The organism is Cohnella candidum, assembly GCF_003713065.1.
Classification (GTDB): domain Bacteria; phylum Bacillota; class Bacilli; order Paenibacillales; family Paenibacillaceae; genus Cohnella; species Cohnella candidum.
Genome location: NZ_CP033433.1, coordinates 3,377,231 through 3,393,959 on the forward strand (window position 1 = coordinate 3,377,231; position 16,729 = coordinate 3,393,959).

The 16,729-nt window shown below is 59.1% G+C and carries 10 protein-coding genes; 3 read left to right on the top strand and 7 right to left on the bottom strand.

The genetic code is table 11. From position 1 onward, the window contains the following. Window positions 1-439 precede the first annotated feature (439 nt). Window positions 440-5,044, bottom strand: coding sequence for a glutamate synthase large subunit (gene gltB, locus EAV92_RS15475; protein WP_123041940.1), 4,605 nt, complete (start codon window positions 5,042-5,044; stop codon window positions 440-442). A 288-nt stretch (window positions 5,045-5,332) separates the two neighbouring features. On the opposite strand from gltB, the gene EAV92_RS15480 reads away from it, so the two are divergent. After that, window positions 5,333-6,625: an SGNH/GDSL hydrolase family protein gene (locus tag EAV92_RS15480; protein ID WP_164472800.1), complete on the top strand. Its 1,293-nt coding sequence runs from the start codon at window positions 5,333-5,335 to the stop codon at window positions 6,623-6,625. 92 nt (window positions 6,626-6,717) lie between these two features. Here the strand turns inward: EAV92_RS15480 and EAV92_RS15485 are convergent, their stop codons facing one another. From EAV92_RS15485 to kapB, 4 genes are all read right to left on the bottom strand, one after another. Next, on the bottom strand, window positions 6,718-8,928 hold the full coding sequence (locus EAV92_RS15485) for a hypothetical protein (RefSeq protein ID WP_123041942.1): 2,211 nt from the start codon (window positions 8,926-8,928) through the stop codon (window positions 6,718-6,720). 157 nt (window positions 8,929-9,085) lie between these two features. After that, window positions 9,086-11,200, bottom strand: a complete 2,115-nt coding sequence (locus EAV92_RS15490; RefSeq protein WP_164472801.1) for a YhgE/Pip domain-containing protein — start codon at window positions 11,198-11,200, stop codon at window positions 9,086-9,088. Between the two features lie 97 nt (window positions 11,201-11,297). Then, on the bottom strand, window positions 11,298-11,888 hold the full coding sequence (locus EAV92_RS15495; protein WP_123041944.1) for a TetR/AcrR family transcriptional regulator: 591 nt from the start codon (window positions 11,886-11,888) through the stop codon (window positions 11,298-11,300). 83 nt (window positions 11,889-11,971) lie between these two features. Continuing rightward, window positions 11,972-12,349, bottom strand: coding sequence for a kinase-associated lipoprotein KapB (gene kapB / locus EAV92_RS15500; protein WP_123041945.1), 378 nt, complete (start codon window positions 12,347-12,349; stop codon window positions 11,972-11,974). Window positions 12,350-12,514: 165 nt separating this feature from the next. On the opposite strand from kapB, the gene EAV92_RS15505 reads away from it, so the two are divergent. Next, window positions 12,515-13,630 (top strand): MGDG synthase family glycosyltransferase, encoded by a 1,116-nt coding sequence (locus EAV92_RS15505; protein WP_123041946.1) that lies wholly within the window; start codon window positions 12,515-12,517, stop codon window positions 13,628-13,630. A gap of 5 nt (window positions 13,631-13,635) precedes the next feature. Further along, a complete protein-coding gene (locus tag EAV92_RS15510; RefSeq protein ID WP_123041947.1) occupies window positions 13,636-13,944 on the top strand; it encodes an MGMT family protein in 309 nt (102 codons plus the stop codon). Window positions 13,945-14,021: 77 nt separating this feature from the next. Here the strand turns inward: EAV92_RS15510 and EAV92_RS15515 are convergent, their stop codons facing one another. After that, window positions 14,022-15,641: an ABC-F family ATP-binding cassette domain-containing protein gene (locus EAV92_RS15515; RefSeq protein ID WP_123041948.1), complete on the bottom strand. Its 1,620-nt coding sequence runs from the start codon at window positions 15,639-15,641 to the stop codon at window positions 14,022-14,024. Then, the gene (locus tag EAV92_RS15520) at window positions 15,638-16,624 is read right to left on the bottom strand and encodes an MBL fold metallo-hydrolase (RefSeq protein WP_420888782.1); all 987 of its coding nucleotides are present in this window, start codon (window positions 16,622-16,624) and stop codon (window positions 15,638-15,640) included. The genes EAV92_RS15515 and EAV92_RS15520 overlap by 4 nt, the downstream gene beginning before the upstream one ends. Window positions 16,625-16,729: the final 105 nt, after the last annotated feature.

The following is a 16,729-nucleotide window of genomic DNA, read 5'->3' on the forward strand; positions in this document are numbered from 1 at the left end:
ACGAATAAAACCTCGCGAAACGGGTCTCTCATTGCTCCCGTTTGCGAGGTTCTTTTGTTTTCATGGCCATCTTAGCTATTTATTTGTTGTTCCGCGGTATCTCTCCACTCTTGCGGCCAGCGATCCTTATCCAATCCCATTTGTTCGAGAATTTTACGTACGTCTATTTCCACTGGATGCATTTCGTCGGATCTCCCCAACCGCAAATCGCTCTCCATTGCTCCATCCAAATCCTCTCTCTGGAAATTGGTTCCTAAAACATAAACATATGTTTATTATAAGAGCCTTACCATGCAGAGGGTGTCGAGCGATGGGGCTGTTCCTTTCTTTTTTCAAGGAAGTTTTGTCGAACCTTCCGGTTTATCCCCGAAGCGCATGAAAAAAACCGGATGAATTCCCCGAGGCCGGGGGTTCATCCGGTTTTCATAGATCGCGAAGATCAGTTGCCGCCGACGCGGGAAAGGTCTCTCATGTTGGCTTCGAAAGCAGCCAGCAAGGCTTTCTCACCGCTCAGGCCTTGGGCCTGGACTTTGGCGATCTGCTCCATCATCCGCTTGTAGTCTTTCGGTATGACCTTCACGACTTTCGGCAGGAATGCGTTCCAATCCTTCAAAATCGTGCGGGCCAGTTCGCTGTTCGTATAGGTGGCGTGCTTCTCGATCATACCGCGGACTTCGGCGATTTCCGGCTCTTCTTCCAGACGCTCGAGCGCGACCATCTCGAAGTTGCAGCGGTTCACGAATTGTCCGTCCCAATCGATGACGTAGGCGATGCCGCCGGACATGCCGGCCGCGAAGTTGCGGCCCGTACGGCCCAGCACGACGACGCGTCCGCCGGTCATATATTCGCAGCCGTGGTCGCCCACGCCTTCGACGACGACGCTCGCTCCGCTGTTGCGGACCGCGAAGCGTTCGCCCGCGACGCCGCTGACGTAAGCTTCCCCGCCCGTCGCCCCGTAGAACGCCGTGTTGCCGATGATGATGTTGCTGTCGGCTTTGAACGTCGCCTTCGAGGACGGGTAGATCGCCAGCTTGCCGCCGGACAATCCTTTGCCGACGTAGTCGTTGGCGTCCCCTTCGAGCGTGAGCGTAATGCCTTTCGGCAGGAACGCTCCGAAGCTCTGGCCGGCCGTGCCGGTGAAGTGGTACTTGATCGTATCCTCCGCCAAACCGTCTTTGCCGTAGCGCATCGTCACTTCGTGGCCGAGAATTGTGCCTACGACGCGGTTCGTGTTCTTGATCGGGAAGGAGCCTTCGACCCGCTCTTTGCGCTCCAGCGCGGCTTGAGCGGCGGGAACGAGCGATTGGATGTCGAGCGACTCTTCCAGCCCATGGTTCTGCTGTTTCACGTTATAACGCTCGGAGCCTTCCGGCAGCTCCGGCATGTGGAGCAGGTTCGTCAGGTCGACTCCCTGCGTTTTGTAATGGCGGATCGCCTTCTTCGTATCGAGGCGGTCTACGCGGCCGACCATCTCGGTGATGGTGCGGAAGCCGAGCTGCGCCATGATTTCGCGAAGCTCCTGCGCCACGAAACGCATGAAGTTGACGGCGTATTGCGGATCGCCCATGTACTTGGCGCGCAATTCCGGGTTCTGCGTCGCGACGCCGACCGGACACGTGTCCAGGTGGCAGACTCGCATCATGATACAGCCGACGGTGACGAGCGGTGCGGTCGAGAAGCCGTATTCCTCGGCGCCCAGCAGAGCGGCGATCGCGAGGTCGCGGCCGGTCATCATTTTGCCGTCGGTTTCGACGACGACGCGGTCGCGCAAGTTGTTCAGGATCAGCGTCTGGTGCGTCTCGGCCAAGCCGAGCTCCCACGGCAGGCCCGCGTGGCGGATCGAGCCGATCGGGGACGCGCCCGTGCCGCCGTCGTAGCCGCTGACCAGAATGACGTCCGCGCGGCCTTTGGCCACGCCGGCCGCGATCGTGCCGACGCCGACTTCGGACACCAGCTTCACGTTGATGCGGGCGCTCGGATTGGCGTTTTTCAGGTCATGGATCAATTCGGCCAAATCTTCGATCGAATAGATGTCATGGTGCGGCGGCGGCGAGATGAGGCCGACGCCCGGCGTCGAGCCGCGGACTTCGGCGACCCACGGGTACACTTTCTTGCCCGGCAGCTGGCCGCCTTCGCCCGGCTTCGCGCCTTGGGCCATCTTGATCTGGATTTCGTCCGCGTTGCTCAGGTAGTAGCTCGTGACGCCGAAACGTCCCGACGCCACTTGCTTGATCGCGCTGCGGCGCAGGTCGCCGTTGGCGTCCGGGATGAAGCGGCGATGGTCTTCCCCGCCTTCGCCGGAGTTGGACTTGCCGCCGATGCGATTCATCGCGATCGCCAGGTCCTCGTGCGCTTCCTTGCTGATCGAGCCGAACGACATGGCGCCCGTCTTGAACCGCTTCACGATCGACTCCACCGATTCGACCTCATCGATCGGCACCGGAGGCTGGTCGAATTTGAATTCCAGCATCGAGCGCAGCGTGCGTACGTCTTCGTATTCGCCCTGCACGAGGGCGGAATATTTCTTGTACGTTTCGTAATTGCCCGTACGGGTCGCCATCTGCAGCGTGTGGATCGTTTTCGGGTTGAACAGATGCTCTTCCCCGTCTTTGCGCCACTGGTAGTCGCCGCCCGAGTCAAGCTCGCGCTCGGCGCCTTCCTGCTTGGCATAGGCGCGGCGGTGGGCCGCCAACGCTTCCTCGGCGATGACGTCGAGGCCGACTCCTCCGATCCGGGACGGCGTCCAGGTGAAGTACTGGTCGATGACGTCTTGGTTCAGGCCGATCGCTTCGAAAATTTGCGCGCCGCGGTACGACTGGATCGTCGAAATGCCCATTTTGGACAGGATCTTCACGACGCCTTTGGTCGCCGCTTTGATGAAGTTCTTGACCGCTTTCTCATGCGTAATGTTGCGGAGCATGCCTTGGCGGATCAGATCGTCCAGCGTCTCGAACGCGAGGTACGGGTTCACCGCGCTGATGCCGTAGCCGATCAGCAGGGCGAAGTGGTGCACTTCGCGCGGCTCGCCGGATTCCAGCAGCAGGCTGACCTTCGTCCGCGTGCCTTGGCGGATCAGGTGGTGGTGCAGCGTCGAAACCGCCAGCAGCGAAGGAATCGCCGCGTTGTCGGCGTCAAGGCCTTTATCGGACAGGATGATGATGTTATGGCCCTTCGAGATGACGCGGTCGGCCGCTTCGCACAGCAGCTTCAGCGCGTCGCGCAAGCCCTGCTCGCCTTCGGCCGCCTGGAAGAAAATCGGCAGCGTGATCGACTTGAAGCCCGGACGATGGACGTGGCGCAGCTTCGCGAACTCCTCGTTGGAGAGCACCGGCGAATACAGCCGGATGTGGCGGCAGCTTTCCGGTTCCGGCTCCAGCAGGTTCCGCTCCGGACCGACGGACGTATAGGTCGAGGTGATGATTTCCTCGCGGATCGCGTCGATCGGCGGGTTCGTCACCTGCGCGAACAATTGCTTGAAGTAGTTGAACAGGCGCTGCGGACGTTCCGACAGAACGGCCAGCGGCGCATCGTATCCCATGGATGCCAGCGGCTCGACGCCGGTCAGCGCCATCGGCTCCATGATTTTGCGGATGTCTTCGAACGAGTAGCCGAACGCCAGTTGGCGTTGCTGTACGGTCGCATGGTCCGGTTCCGGCAGTTCGGGCGCGTCTTCGACGTCCTCGAGATCGACGAGATGGTCGTTCAGCCATTCGCGGTACGGATGCTCGGTGAAGATCGTGCGCTTCACTTCCTCGTCGGAAATGATGCGTCCTTCCTTCGTATCCACAAGAAGCATGCGTCCCGGACGCAGCCGGTCCTTCAGCACGATGTCCTCGGGAGGAAGCTCGATGACGCCGGCTTCGGAAGCCATGACGATCAGGTCGTCCTTCGTCACGTAGTAACGGGCCGGACGGAGGCCGTTGCGGTCCAGCACGGCGCCGATCTGCACGCCGTCGGTGAAGCCCATGGCGGCCGGGCCGTCCCACGGTTCCATCAGCGTGGCGTGGTATTCGTAGAACGCCTTCTTGTCGGGATCCATGTGCTCGTCGTTCTGCCACGGCTCCGGCACCATCATCATGGCGCAGTGAGCCAGCGAGCGGCCCGCCAGGTACATGAACTCGAACGTGTTGTCGAACATCGCCGTGTCGGACCCGTCCGGAGCGATGATCGGAAGCACCTTCTCCAGGTCGTCGCCGAACAGCTTGGAGGCGAACAGCGTCTGGCGGGCGTGCATCCAGTTGATGTTGCCGCGAAGCGTGTTGATCTCGCCGTTGTGGATCATATAGTGGAAAGGATGCGCGCGCTCCCAGCTCGGGAACGTGTTCGTCGAGAAGCGGGAGTGCACGAGCGCCATCGCCGTTACGACGTCGGGCTCGTGGAGCTCCGGATAGAAGCTGCCCACCTGCTCGGTCGTCAGCATGCCTTTATAGACGATTTTCTTGCTCGACAGGCTCGGGAAATAGAACGAGTCGCCGCCTTCCATGCCGGAGAAGCGGATCGCTTTCTCGGCGCGTTTGCGGATGACGTACAGCTTGCGCTCGAACGCCATGTCGCCGGTCAGGTTGAGATCGCGTGCGATGAACGCCTGGCGCACGAACGGCTTCACGCGCGCGGCCGAAATGCCGAGCTTGCCGTCGTCGGTCGGAACGGTCCGCCAGCCGAGAACGGTTTGGCCTTCTTCGGCGACGATCGTTTCGAAAATTTCTTCATGCTTGCGTCGAATGGCTTCATCCTGCGGGAGGAAAACCATGCCGACCGCGTAGTCGCCTTCCTGCGGAAGCGTGAAGCCGAGTTTGGCCGCTTCCTTGGAGAAGAACAAGTGCGGGATCTGCAGCAGGATGCCGGCTCCGTCGCCGGAGTTCGGCTCGCTTCCCTGACCGCCGCGGTGCTCCATGTTGATCAGAAGGGACAGCGCCTGCTCGACGATGTCGTGCGACTTCCGTCCTTTGATGTGTGCGACGAATCCCATCCCGCAGGCGTCGTGTTCGTACTGGGGATCGTACATGCCCTGTTTCGGGGGTAAACCTTTCACGATGTCAGTCATCAGGCGTTACCTCTCTATTACAAGTATTTTAAACGATTGCGGCGTTTCAACACTTCAATTCCCTTCCGATTTGTCCTAAAATGGAGAAGTCTGCAAGAGAACGTCTCGGCTGCGGACTCACGGGAAACGAGGCTTGTTTTTCAGCCAAATTTCATAAATATTCATTTTGGTTATTATATTATTTTAACATCACATTTCGAGGAATGGCAATTTAATATTTTTATGAAGCCGATAAGCAATGCTTGGGAGAGCGGGCTTTTCGGAGGAATCCGGGGGAGGAAAAAACGGTTGAAAACGAAACTTCTGCATTCGGTTTGCGCCATGCTTATCGCGGCGGTCATGGCCGCGGCCGGAACGGCTTACGGAGCGGCGGCTCCCGCCGCGTACCGAATCGTCACGCTCGGCGACTCGCTCGCCGTCGGCTACGAGCCGGGCATGACGGAGAAATCCGTGCCGTACGGCTATTCGGAAAGGTTCCGGGAGCAGGCGCTGTTCCATGGCCGGGCGAGCGCCGCGAATTACGGCATTCTCGGGCTGCGGACGGAAGGGCTCATTCGCCTGCTGCAGGGAGCCGAGGAAGGAAAAACGCTGAAAGCGGCGGACATCCAGGATTTCTCTATGTATGCGGATGACCGGATTACCGCCATGGCGGACGGCGTCGGAGCGAAAACCGCGGCGCTGAAAAAGTCGCTGGAAAGCGCCAACGTCGTCGTCATCACGATCGGCGGCAACGATTTCGGCGATTTCGTCAAGCAGCTGCAACCGATGTCCAACACGGACGCCGAAGCGGCGCTTGCGAATGATTTTATCACCAGACTGAATAAATATACAGAAGAAGCCGAAAACGCCCTCCGGCTGACCGCGTCGCTTGCCCCTCATGCCCGGATTTTGCTCGCGGACCAATACCTGCCCTTGCCGAAGTTTTTCGCGCCGGATTTGTACGACATGCTTTACGACAAAGCCGTCGTTCCGTTGTCCGGCAAGGTGAACGAACTGGCCGCGAAGCTGCAGGGCGAAGGAATCGACGTCTTGCCCGTATCGATTTACGGCCTCTTTAAAGGGAAGGAAGGCAGCTTGACGCATATGGCCATCTCGCTGGACGGCAGCACTCCGCCGGACATCCACCCGACGCAAGCGGGATATGAGACGATCGCCCAGGCTTTCGCCAAGGCGATGTGGGGCGAGTACCGCAAACCCGCGGCGCGGGCAACCGGCGTTCCGTTCTCGGTCGTCGTTTCCGGACGCGAATGGAAAACCGCGATTAAGCCGGTGCTGAAAAACGCGGTCGCCTATGCCTCAGCCGCCGACCTGGCGAAAGCGCTGGGCGCGGAGCTCAAGTGGGACGCGAAAAAGAAAACCGCCGTATTCAAAACGAAGACCCGGACCGTGACCCTCGTGGCCGACGGCAAAACGCAAACGATGACGGTCGGCGCAGCCAAGACGAAGCTGGCCGCACCGGCCTTCCAACAGAAAGTCGGGAAGGACAACAAGCCTTTCGTGCCCCTGACGGCGGTCGCGGCTTCGCTTCAATACGAAGCGGTTTACAGCTCCCAGCTCCAAACGTATTTCCTGAATCCTTGATCTCATCCCCTTTATCTTATCCCGAAACGACGAACAGGCTGTTCCCGGCGGACGAATCCGCACACGGAACAGCCTGTTTTTTCTTCGTTCGTTTATTTGACGGTAATTCGGATCGTCACGGTTTTGCCGCCATAGACCGCCTTGATAGACGCCGAGCCTTTGGTGACCGCCTTGATCGTGCCGTTCGTGACCGTGGCTACCGCGTTTTTGCTGGAAGTCCACACGGCGGATTTCGTCACGTCGGCGGATTTTCCGTTATCGTACAGGGCTTTGAGGGAAACCGTCTCCGACTGCCCGACGGCCATTTTGAACGAAGAGTCGGACGCCGTCAGCTTGGTCAGCTTGGCGATGACCGAGAAAGGCAGCTCCAGCGTTTTGCCCTGGATCGTCGCCGTCAGCTTGCCGTTTCCTTCCGCCACGCCCTTCACGGAGCTCCCTTTCACTTGCACCAAGCTTTCGGACGACGTCGTCCAGGTGAGCCGGCTGCCCAGCGTCACTTTTTTGCCCGACTTGGTGATGCCCGTGACTTTAACCGACTGCGACCGGTTCAGCGTCAGGCTGAGCGCCTTCGGCTGGATATCGAAAGACGCGAATTCCTCTTCCACCTGGATCTTCACCGTGATCTTCTTGTCCAAGTAGGTGCCGGTCAGCGTCACGCTGGCGGGGAGGAGCCCTTTCATTTTGTCGTCCTTGACGAAAAGATTGGCGTTCGACGCTTTCCACTCGATATCGGCGGTAACGTCCTTCTCCTCGCCGTCGGTGAACACCAGACGCACCTTCGGCAGGTCGCTTTCCTTGCCGATCACGACGCTCATGTTCGCGGTGTCCGTCAGCAGCGTCAAAATATTCTTGTGCACTTCGACTTCGATTTCTTCGCTCTTCGTGCCGTAATCCGCTTCGTTCTCCACTTCCGCGGTCAATGTGACCGTCCCGACCTTCTTAGCGGTCCATTTGCCGTCTTCCAGCGCAAGCACGGATTCGTCGCTGGACTTCCACCGGACCAGCTTCGTGATGTCGAGTTGGTCCCCTGACACGGTCGTTCCCTTCACGGCCGGCACGTTGCCCGTTTCTCCTTCGAACAGATCCAGCTTGCCCGAAGGGATAATGACCTTCTGGATGGTCGGGAAAACCGAGACCGTCATTTCTTTGGACAATCCCTTGTAGGACACCGTCAGCTTCGTCGAGCCCGGGGATTTCGGGGTGACGGTCACCTTGCCGTTGTCTTTGGCGATCATCGCCACCATAGGGTCTGCGATCTTCCACTCGGCTTTATCCGACACGTCTTCGGCCGGAGCCGTGCCTTTGGCGGCGGAGACCGAAACCTCGGCGGGAGTCGCGTAGAGCGTCATGTTCAGAGGCTTGGAGGTCTTGACGTTCAAGGCCTCGTAAGGCGTGCGCACGTAGAAAGTTACCGCATCCGAAACCCCGTAACGCATCGCCGTGACGACGGCGCTTCCCGAGCCGACCGGGGTGACAACGCCTTTCTCGACTTTGACGACGCTGCCGTTGCTGCTCGTCCAAGTCGCCAAGTCCGTCACGTCCTGGGTCTCGGAAGAGTTCTTCAGCGTGACGAACGATTTCAGCACGTAGTTATCCTCGTCGCCCACGTTCAACTCAATCGCGTCATCGGCCGTCTTGTGCGAAATGTCCAGAGATTTGTACGGCGAGGTGACGTTCAACTGCACCGAGTCCGACCGGCCTTTCAGCTTGGCCGTAATGGTGACCGTTCCCGTGCCGATGAGCGTAACGTTCCCTCCGGAGACGGTGGCAACGTTCGCGTTGGACGTGAGCCACTGCGCCATGCCCGTGGCCGCGACCTTCGAGCCGTTGTCTCCATAGGCGGAAGCGTTAAAGCTCAGGCTGTTCCCCATCTCGATGTCGAGCTGGTCCGGCGCGTCGCCTCCGACCGAATTTTCGAGTTTGAGGCTGGCGTAGTAATAATCGGCCTTCACGGTCGCCGTCGCGGTGAAGGTTTTGTATTTGGCCGTAATCGTCGCCGACGTGACCGCGCCCGTAGCGGAGAGCACGCCTTTGTCCACTTTGATGCTGCTCGATGAAGAAGACCACGTCGCGTCCGACGTGACGTTTTTGGCCGTGGAGCCTTGAATGTTGGCCCACAGCGTCAGGCTGTACGTATTGTCTTCGACGTACAGCTGGATCGGAGAAGGAACGGCATCGAATTGAATGCCGGTCACGGTGTCTTCCGCGGAAGCGATGCCCGCGGCGCCTTGGGCGAACAGCAGCATCACCAGCATGGCGGCAAAGTATCGGAAGCGAGGCTTGTACGTTCTGGATTTTTGCATTCGTGAAATCCTCCGGAGAAAAATGTCGGTCTCCTACTAATAACGGTTCCGCGCGCCGAAAGGTTGAGGTTTTTAGGCAAATTTAGGAATATGTTCCCACAAGAAAACGCCCGCGGAAACTCCGCGAGCGGCTTCATGTTATATATTGGTATTCAACTCACCCTGCCAGCACGGCTCCTCCGGCCGAGGTGCCGGCCCCTTTGCGAAGACGACGGCTCGCCAAGAGGAAATAGCCGATCGTCAACGCGATGAACACCACGGCATAAACCGCGAGCTTATACAGCGGCTGCGCGATTTCCCCGGCGGATGCGCCTTCGATAACCAAGCGCAGCGCTTGGATCGCGTGCGTCATGGGCATCCAGGGGCTGATCGCTTGCAGCCATGCCGGCAGCAGTTCGGCCGGATAAGTGCCTGCGCTCGAAGCCAGCTGCATCGTGAGCAGAATGACGCCGAGAAACCGTCCGATCTGGTCCGCCAGCGAGATGAGGAACTGCAGAATCGTCATAAACGTCAGCGAAATGGCCATCGTCACGCCGTAGAAAACGGCGACGTGCGGTACCTTCAAACCGAGCCCATAGAGAATGACCGTATCCGCCAAAGCGGTCTGCACCAACACGAGCGGCGCGAACAACAGCACTTTCGAAAGATACCACCGCACGCCTCCGGCCGTTCCCGACGGCGCGTCACGCAATGGCAGGATGACCGTCGACAGCAGCGCGCCGACGTAAAGGCCCAGCGACAAGAAATACGGCGTCATCCCCGTGCCGTAGTTCGGCACGTCCGCCAGCTTATGCTCGGATACCGACACCGGTTCGGCGAACATGTCGGCCGTCTTGTCCCCGCCCGACAAGCCGTTTGCGTTATCCGCGGCCGATCCGAGCTTGTCGGACAATTCCTTGGAGCCGGAAGTCAGTTGGCTGACTCCACCCGCGAGATCCTTCGACCCGTCCGCGAGCTGCGCGGTTCCTTGGGTGACGGTGCTGAAGCCGTTGCCCGCATCCCGGATGCCGGCCAGCAGGCTGTCCGCCCCGGCTGCCGCTTTCGCGCTGCCGGCAGCCAGCTTATCCGCGCCGGCTGCCGCATCCGCGAGTTTGCCGCCGAATTGATCCATGCCGGCGTCCAACTGCTTCAAGCCCTGATGAAGCCGGCCGGCTCCGGCCGCGGCTTGAGCCTGCGCGTCGGCCAGTTTGCCGGCGCCGCCGCTCAAGCTCGTTGCGCCGCCTTCCAGCTTGCCGGCTCCGGCCGACACCTGCTTGGCCGCCGCGAGCAGCTTCTGGAAGGCGGCGTCGTCCGCCATTCCCCCGTGAGCTGCAGCGTACTGTTCCAAGCCTTGCGCGACTTGCTCGGCGCCGGACGATACCGCTTGACCGGCCTCGCTCAGCTGCCCCGCGCCGGCCGCGAGCGACTGCGCGCTCTGCGCCAGCTGCGAAGAACCTGCGGCCAGCTCGCCTGCTCCAGCCACACTGCCGTTAACACCGCCCGCCAGTTTGCCTTCCGCCGCCTTCAGCTGCCCAAGGCCGTCCGCCAAAGAAGCGGCGCCCCCGGACACTTCACGTACGCCGGCGGATAATGACGATGCGCCGGCTTTCAGCTTACCCATCCCTTGCTCCAATTGCAGCGAACCGTCCGCCAGCTTGGCGAGATTATCGTGCAATCTCTGCGCGCCTTCATCCGCCTGCGCGGCTCCGTCCGCCAGCTTGGCGGCGCCATTTCCTGCTTCCTTGATTCCGTCGGCCGCCTTGTTGATGGAATCCATAACCGCTTTCGCGTAAGCTTTCGTCACCGACTTGGAAACGTCGCTGCGCAGCTGGTCCGCGGCCTGGGACCCGATTTTGGAGTTCAAGTAGTTCCATCCGTCGTCCACGTAGTACTGAATCTGAGCCGGGGTCGGCGTTTCGTCCTGAAGCGTGGTCGTCCGTTTCGAAAAATCCTCCGGAATGACGAAGGCCATCGCGTACCGATGCGCCTTTAACCCGTCCATGGCGTCCTTCTCGTCCGTGAACTTCCATTTGAAATCGGAATGCGACTTTAATTCGTCGGTCAATTCCTTGCCGGTATCGATCGTATTCCCGTCCATTACCGCGCCCGCGTCCCGGTTCACGACGGCGACGGGAAGCCGGTCCAGCTTGCCGTAAGGATCCCAGAACGCGCCGAGCAGCATGCCGCTGTACAACAGCGGGATAAACGCCAAGCCGGCCACGGACAGCAGCGCCATCCGGCTGCGGGACAGCCGTTTGAATTCGGCGAACAGGTTTCCTTTGTTCTTGCTCATGTTTCTCTCTCCCATCGTATCGAACTTGCATTCTCTATCTATTTAGACAAAATGACCATTTTGCTCATTCAGTCACTACGCTGCAAAAAAGAAAGCGTCAGCGAACCGCCAACCCTTCCATCCAATACCGCCGGAAGTAATCCAGCACCTCTTCTTTGCCGAGCGGCTCGTGAAGGTGATGGCTTTCCGCGGTCAGCGCCAAATAGGTTTTCAGCATCACATAAGCCGTCAGGTTCGGATCGCAAGGCTTGATCTCGCCTTTGTCCGCCGCTTCCTTCACATGTCTTGCGATATAAGCCACGACCGCGCGCTCCAGCGTTTCCAGGCCTTCCTTCGCCATCGGAGTGCCGATGTCCCGCACCTCTTGCGAAAGCTTCACGACGAGCGCGTGCTGTTCCCGGTAATCGAGGAGTTGATGCAGCACCTCCATCAAGTTCTCGACAAAGGGAAGGTCCGGTTTGACCGTGCGGTCCGCCATTTCCCTCAAATTCCGCAGCATGCTGGCCATGATCTCGCCGAACAGCTCTTCCTTATTGGCGAAAAACGTGTATATCGTCCCTTTGCCGACGCCGGCGATTTTCGCGACCTGGTCCATCGTCGTCGCCTTGTAGCCGAACGTCTCGAAAGAACGCGCCGAAGCTTCCAGCACCTGCTTGCGGCGGTCGACCGGCTTGCGTTCCGACGCCATGATCGCTTCCTCCTTCAAAACTGACCAAAATAACAAAATGGTCAGTTTGTTCCGAAACCTACTTTAACACATCCCCGCACCGTTCACAAGCGGTAATCCTTCCGGATTTCCGCCAGCTGCTCCAGACAGCGCTCCGCCCATCTTTTCAGCCGGTCCAACTTCTCCATCTCCGCTCCCAGCGCCGTCTCCAGCGTTTCCCGGTACGGAGGGATCGCGCCGTCATAGGGTTCAGCTGCCGAGGCCGAGACCCATACCTTCTCGGTATACGCCGAAGCTTTCCTTTCATGGAACAACGGCGCATCGGGATCGTACGGATGATGCAGGTCGCCCTGCGTAGGGTGCACCAGCACCGCCAGCACTTTGACGAGAATCCGGCGCCCGTCGCTCTCTACCGTTTCCCCGATATACTCGCCGGTTTTGTAAGCCGCTTTGACGATCGCGCCCGGTTGGTGTTTATCCATGCAAACGCGCCTCCTGGGTGGTAATCTTTACATCGCCATTGTATCCTACCGCGCTCGTGCGGGAAAGCCGGCGGCCCCTGGTCCGCCTTTCGGCTTATAACTGGACTTGTTACCTGTCACTTCAGCGCGTAATATGGAAGTAGGATAAATGGAGGATCGTTTCCGATGCGCAAAAAAAGGGTATTGCTGCTTTCCGAAGGGTTCGGCACCGGACATACTCAAGCCGCTTACGCGCTTGCGGTGGGCCTGCGGCAGCTGTCGCAGAAAATCCAGACGCGCGTGATCGAGCTGGGGACCTTCTTGAATCCGATCATCGGGCCGCTCATTCTCGGGGCTTACCGGAAGACGGTATCCAAACAGCCGAAGCTGGTCGGCAAAATGTACCGCAGCAACTACGACAAATCCCTCAACCGGGTCACGCAGTTCGCGCTGCATCGCATTTTTTACAATCAAGTGTCCGACGTCGTCCGCCAACTCAAACCGGACTTGATCGTCTGCACCCATCCGATTCCGAACGCCGTCGTCAGCCGTTTGAAACGGCTCGGGCTGGACGTTCCTTTGTATACGCTGATTACCGATTATGATGCCCATGCCACTTGGGTGAATCCCGAGGTGAACATGTACCTGGTCAGTACGCCGGCGGTTCGCAACAAGCTGATCGCGCGCGGGATTCCGGCCTCGCTGATCGAGGTGACCGGCATTCCCGTCCACCCGAATTTCTGGCACCCGCATGACCGTGCCGAAATCCAGAAGCAATTCGGGCTGAAGGACATGCCTACCGCGCTGATCATGGGCGGCGGCTGGGGTTTGCTGTACGGGGAACACCTCGTCGAATACATGACCAAGTACGCGGACCGCGTGCAGTTGATCCTGTGCATGGGAAGCAATGAGAAGGCACGGGAGAAGCTGCTCTCCGACCCGCGCTTCCAGCATGAGAACATCAAGGTTCTCGGCTTCACAAAGGAGATCAGCAAGCTGATGGACGTCTCGGACTTGCTGGTCACCAAGCCCGGGGGCATGACCTGCACCGAAGGCATGGCTAAAGGCATGCCGATGCTGTTCTACGAGCCGATTCCGGGACAAGAGGAAGAAAACGCCGAATATTTCATCACCCACGGTTTCGGCGAGTTGATGGCAGGCACCGAGGCGATCGACCGCTGGTTCCGGCTGATCCAGGAGCCTTACGCGGCCTATCAGCACCGCGACACCTTAATGGCGCTGCGCAACGCCGAGTACCATCCGGCTAAATGCTCGGAAGCCGTACTGGCGCTCCTGGAGTAGATCCTATGCAATCGTTTACCGAACGGGCCATCGAAGTGATCCGCGGCATTCCTCCCGGCAAGGTGATGACGTACGGGCAAGTCGCCGCCTGGGCCGGAAGCCCCCGCGGCGCCCGCCAAGTGGTGCGTATCCTGCACGCCATGAGCGGCAAATACGGCCTGCCTTGGCATCGGGTCATCAACGGCAAGGGCGAAATCGGACTCCAGGACTTCTACCACCGGGAGCTTCAGGTTTCGGAGCTCGAAGCCGAAGGCGTGACCGTCACCGCCGGCGGCCGGATCGACCTGGAAGAGTATCGATACGAGCCGGAATGATCGCGTAAACCGTGAAAACAAAACCTCCAAACCGACGGTTTGGAGGTTTTTTGACGTTCTATTCTCGTTGTAATGGATTAGGCCGGAAGCATGCGAGCGCGGAGTTCTTTGACTTCCGGGTGTTCCAGGTACTCTTCGTACGTCATCAGGCGGTCGATGATGCCGTTCGGCGTGATCTCGATGATGCGGTTCGCGATCGTTTCGACGAACTGATGGTCATGCGACGTGAAGATGATCGGGCCGTCGAAATCGATCAAGCCGTTATTGAGCGCCGTAATAGACTCGAGGTCGAGGTGGTTGGTCGGTTCGTCGAGCAGCAGGACGTTGCCGCCTCCGAGCATCATTTTGGACAGCATGCAGCGGACTTTCTCGCCACCGGAGAGGACCGACGCTTTTTTGAGCGCTTCGTCGCCGGAGAACAACATCCGGCCAAGGAAGCCGCGGATGAACGATTCGTCCTGGTCCTTCGAATATTGGCGCAGCCATTCGACCAGGTTAAGCTCGACGCCGTCGAAGTACGCGGAGTTATCCTTCGGGAAATACGCCTGCGTGGTCGTGACGCCCCAGGTCACCGAACCGGAATCGGGTTCGCGCTCGCCGGTCAGGATTTGGAACAGCACGGTTTTGGCGAGGCCGTTCGGGCCGACCAGCGCGATTTTGTCGTTCTTGTTCACGACGAAGGAGATGTTCTCGAGCACTTTCTCGCCTTCGACCGTCGCGGTGATATTTTCCACGGATACGACTTGCTTGCCGACTTCGCGCTCGCCTTTGAAATGGATGAACGGATATTTGCGGCTCGAAGGCCGGATGTCGTCCAGTGAAATCTTATCGAGCATTTTCCGGCGGCTCGTCGCTTGCTTGGCCTTGGACTTGTTCGCCGAGAAGCGCTGGATGAACGCCTGCAGCTCCTTGATCTTGTCTTCCTTCTTCTTGTTCTGGTCGCGCATCAGCTGGAGCGCCAGTTGGCTCGACTCGTACCAGAAGTCGTAGTTGCCGACGTACATCTGGATTTTCGCGAAGTCGATATCGGCGATGTGCGTACACACTTGGTTCAGGAAGTGCCGGTCGTGGGATACCACGATAACGGTGCCTTCATAGCGGGAAAGGAAATCTTCCAGCCAACGCACGGATTCGATGTCCAAATGGTTGGTCGGCTCGTCGAGCAGCAGGATGTTCGGGTTGCCGAACAAAGCTTGCGCGAGAAGCACGCGGACTTTCTCGTTGCCGCCCAGCTCCGCCATTTTCTTGTCGTGCAGGTCGGTCGTGATGCCAAGGCCGTTGAGAAGGCCTGCCGCTTCACTCTCGGCTTCCCAGCCGTTCATCTCGGCGAATTCGGCTTCCAGCTCGCCCGCCCGCATGCCGTCTTCGTCGGTGAACGGGTCTTTGGCGTAGATGGCGTCTTTCTCTTTCATGACGGAATAAAGCTTCTGGTGGCCCATGATGACCGTCTCCAGAACTTGATATTCGTCGTACTCGTAATGGTTCTGCTTCAATACGGCCATCCGTTCACCCGGCGCGATAAAAACCTCGCCGTTCGTCGGTTCCACTTCCCCGGACAGGATTTTGAGGAAAGTCGATTTACCTGCCCCGTTCGCGCCGATAAGGCCGTAACAGTTGCCGGGCGTGAACTTGATGTTCACGTCTTCGAAAAGGGGGCGTTTGCCGAAACGCAGGCTCACGCCGTTAACGGTAATCATGAATCGGATCCATCCTTTGCGTCGTTATCGGTATTTTCATTATGAAAACGCATCGTCTCTCCGTGTTTGAGGAGAAACAGCCGTTCTTCCGAAATGCCCATCCGTTCCCTTGCGGCTTCCAGCCGCACGAGCGCTTCTTTGGGCGTATCGTCGGCCAGCTTGAACGCGCCGTAATGCATCGGTACGAAATATTTCGCGCCCAGGTCCACGAAAGCCTGCAGCGCTTCCTCGGGACTGACGTGCTGCGCGGACATGAACCATTCCGGATCATATGCGCCGATCGGCATCAACGCCACGTCGATTTTGAAGCGCCGGCCGATATCGCCAAAACCGCGGAAATACCCGCTGTCCCCAGCGAAGTAAATCGTAGGCCCGTTATCCGCCTGGATCACCCAGCCGCCCCAATGGGACGTGTTCTTGTCCCAAGGATTGCGCCGCGTCCAATGCTGGGCGGGCACGAACGTGAATTTGACGTTGTGGCAAACGTCGTCTTCCCACCAGTGAAGCTCGGTCACGTCGCGGAAGCCCCGCAAGAAGAGCTTGGTCCGAAGGCCGGCCGGCACGAGCATCTTCTTGTTGCCGCGAAGCCTGCGGAGCGAGCCCATGTGGAGATGGTCGTAATGGGAGTGCGAGACGAGGACGACATCGGTCGGAGGCATGTCCGACAGTTCGACTCCGGGAGGAGCAAGCCTCTTCTGGAATGCCATCCTCCGAGCCCATACGGGGTCGGTCACGATATTCAAACCCGCCAGCTGAATCAAAAACGTGGAGTGCCCGATCCAAGTGATCGACGGTTCGGTACGATTCTGCTGGAGGAAGGGAAGATCCGGTTTCGCGTTCGGCACGCAGTGGCTGTAGTCCCGGCTGGCGCGGATGCGGCTCAGCCTTTCCTGGCTCCAGCGGCCGATTTGTTCCATGGGAGCGTTATTGACACGGGCGGAGTCCAGGTTGCCGAAGCGTTGCATGAAGCGTTGCTTGCGCATGAAATCCCTCCGATGACTGTGCTCATTCATACTATAGCAGGAAACGAGGAAATGTACCAAGCCGTACCGGGAAAAAGGCCCCCGCCTGGGCGGACAAACCCGGAC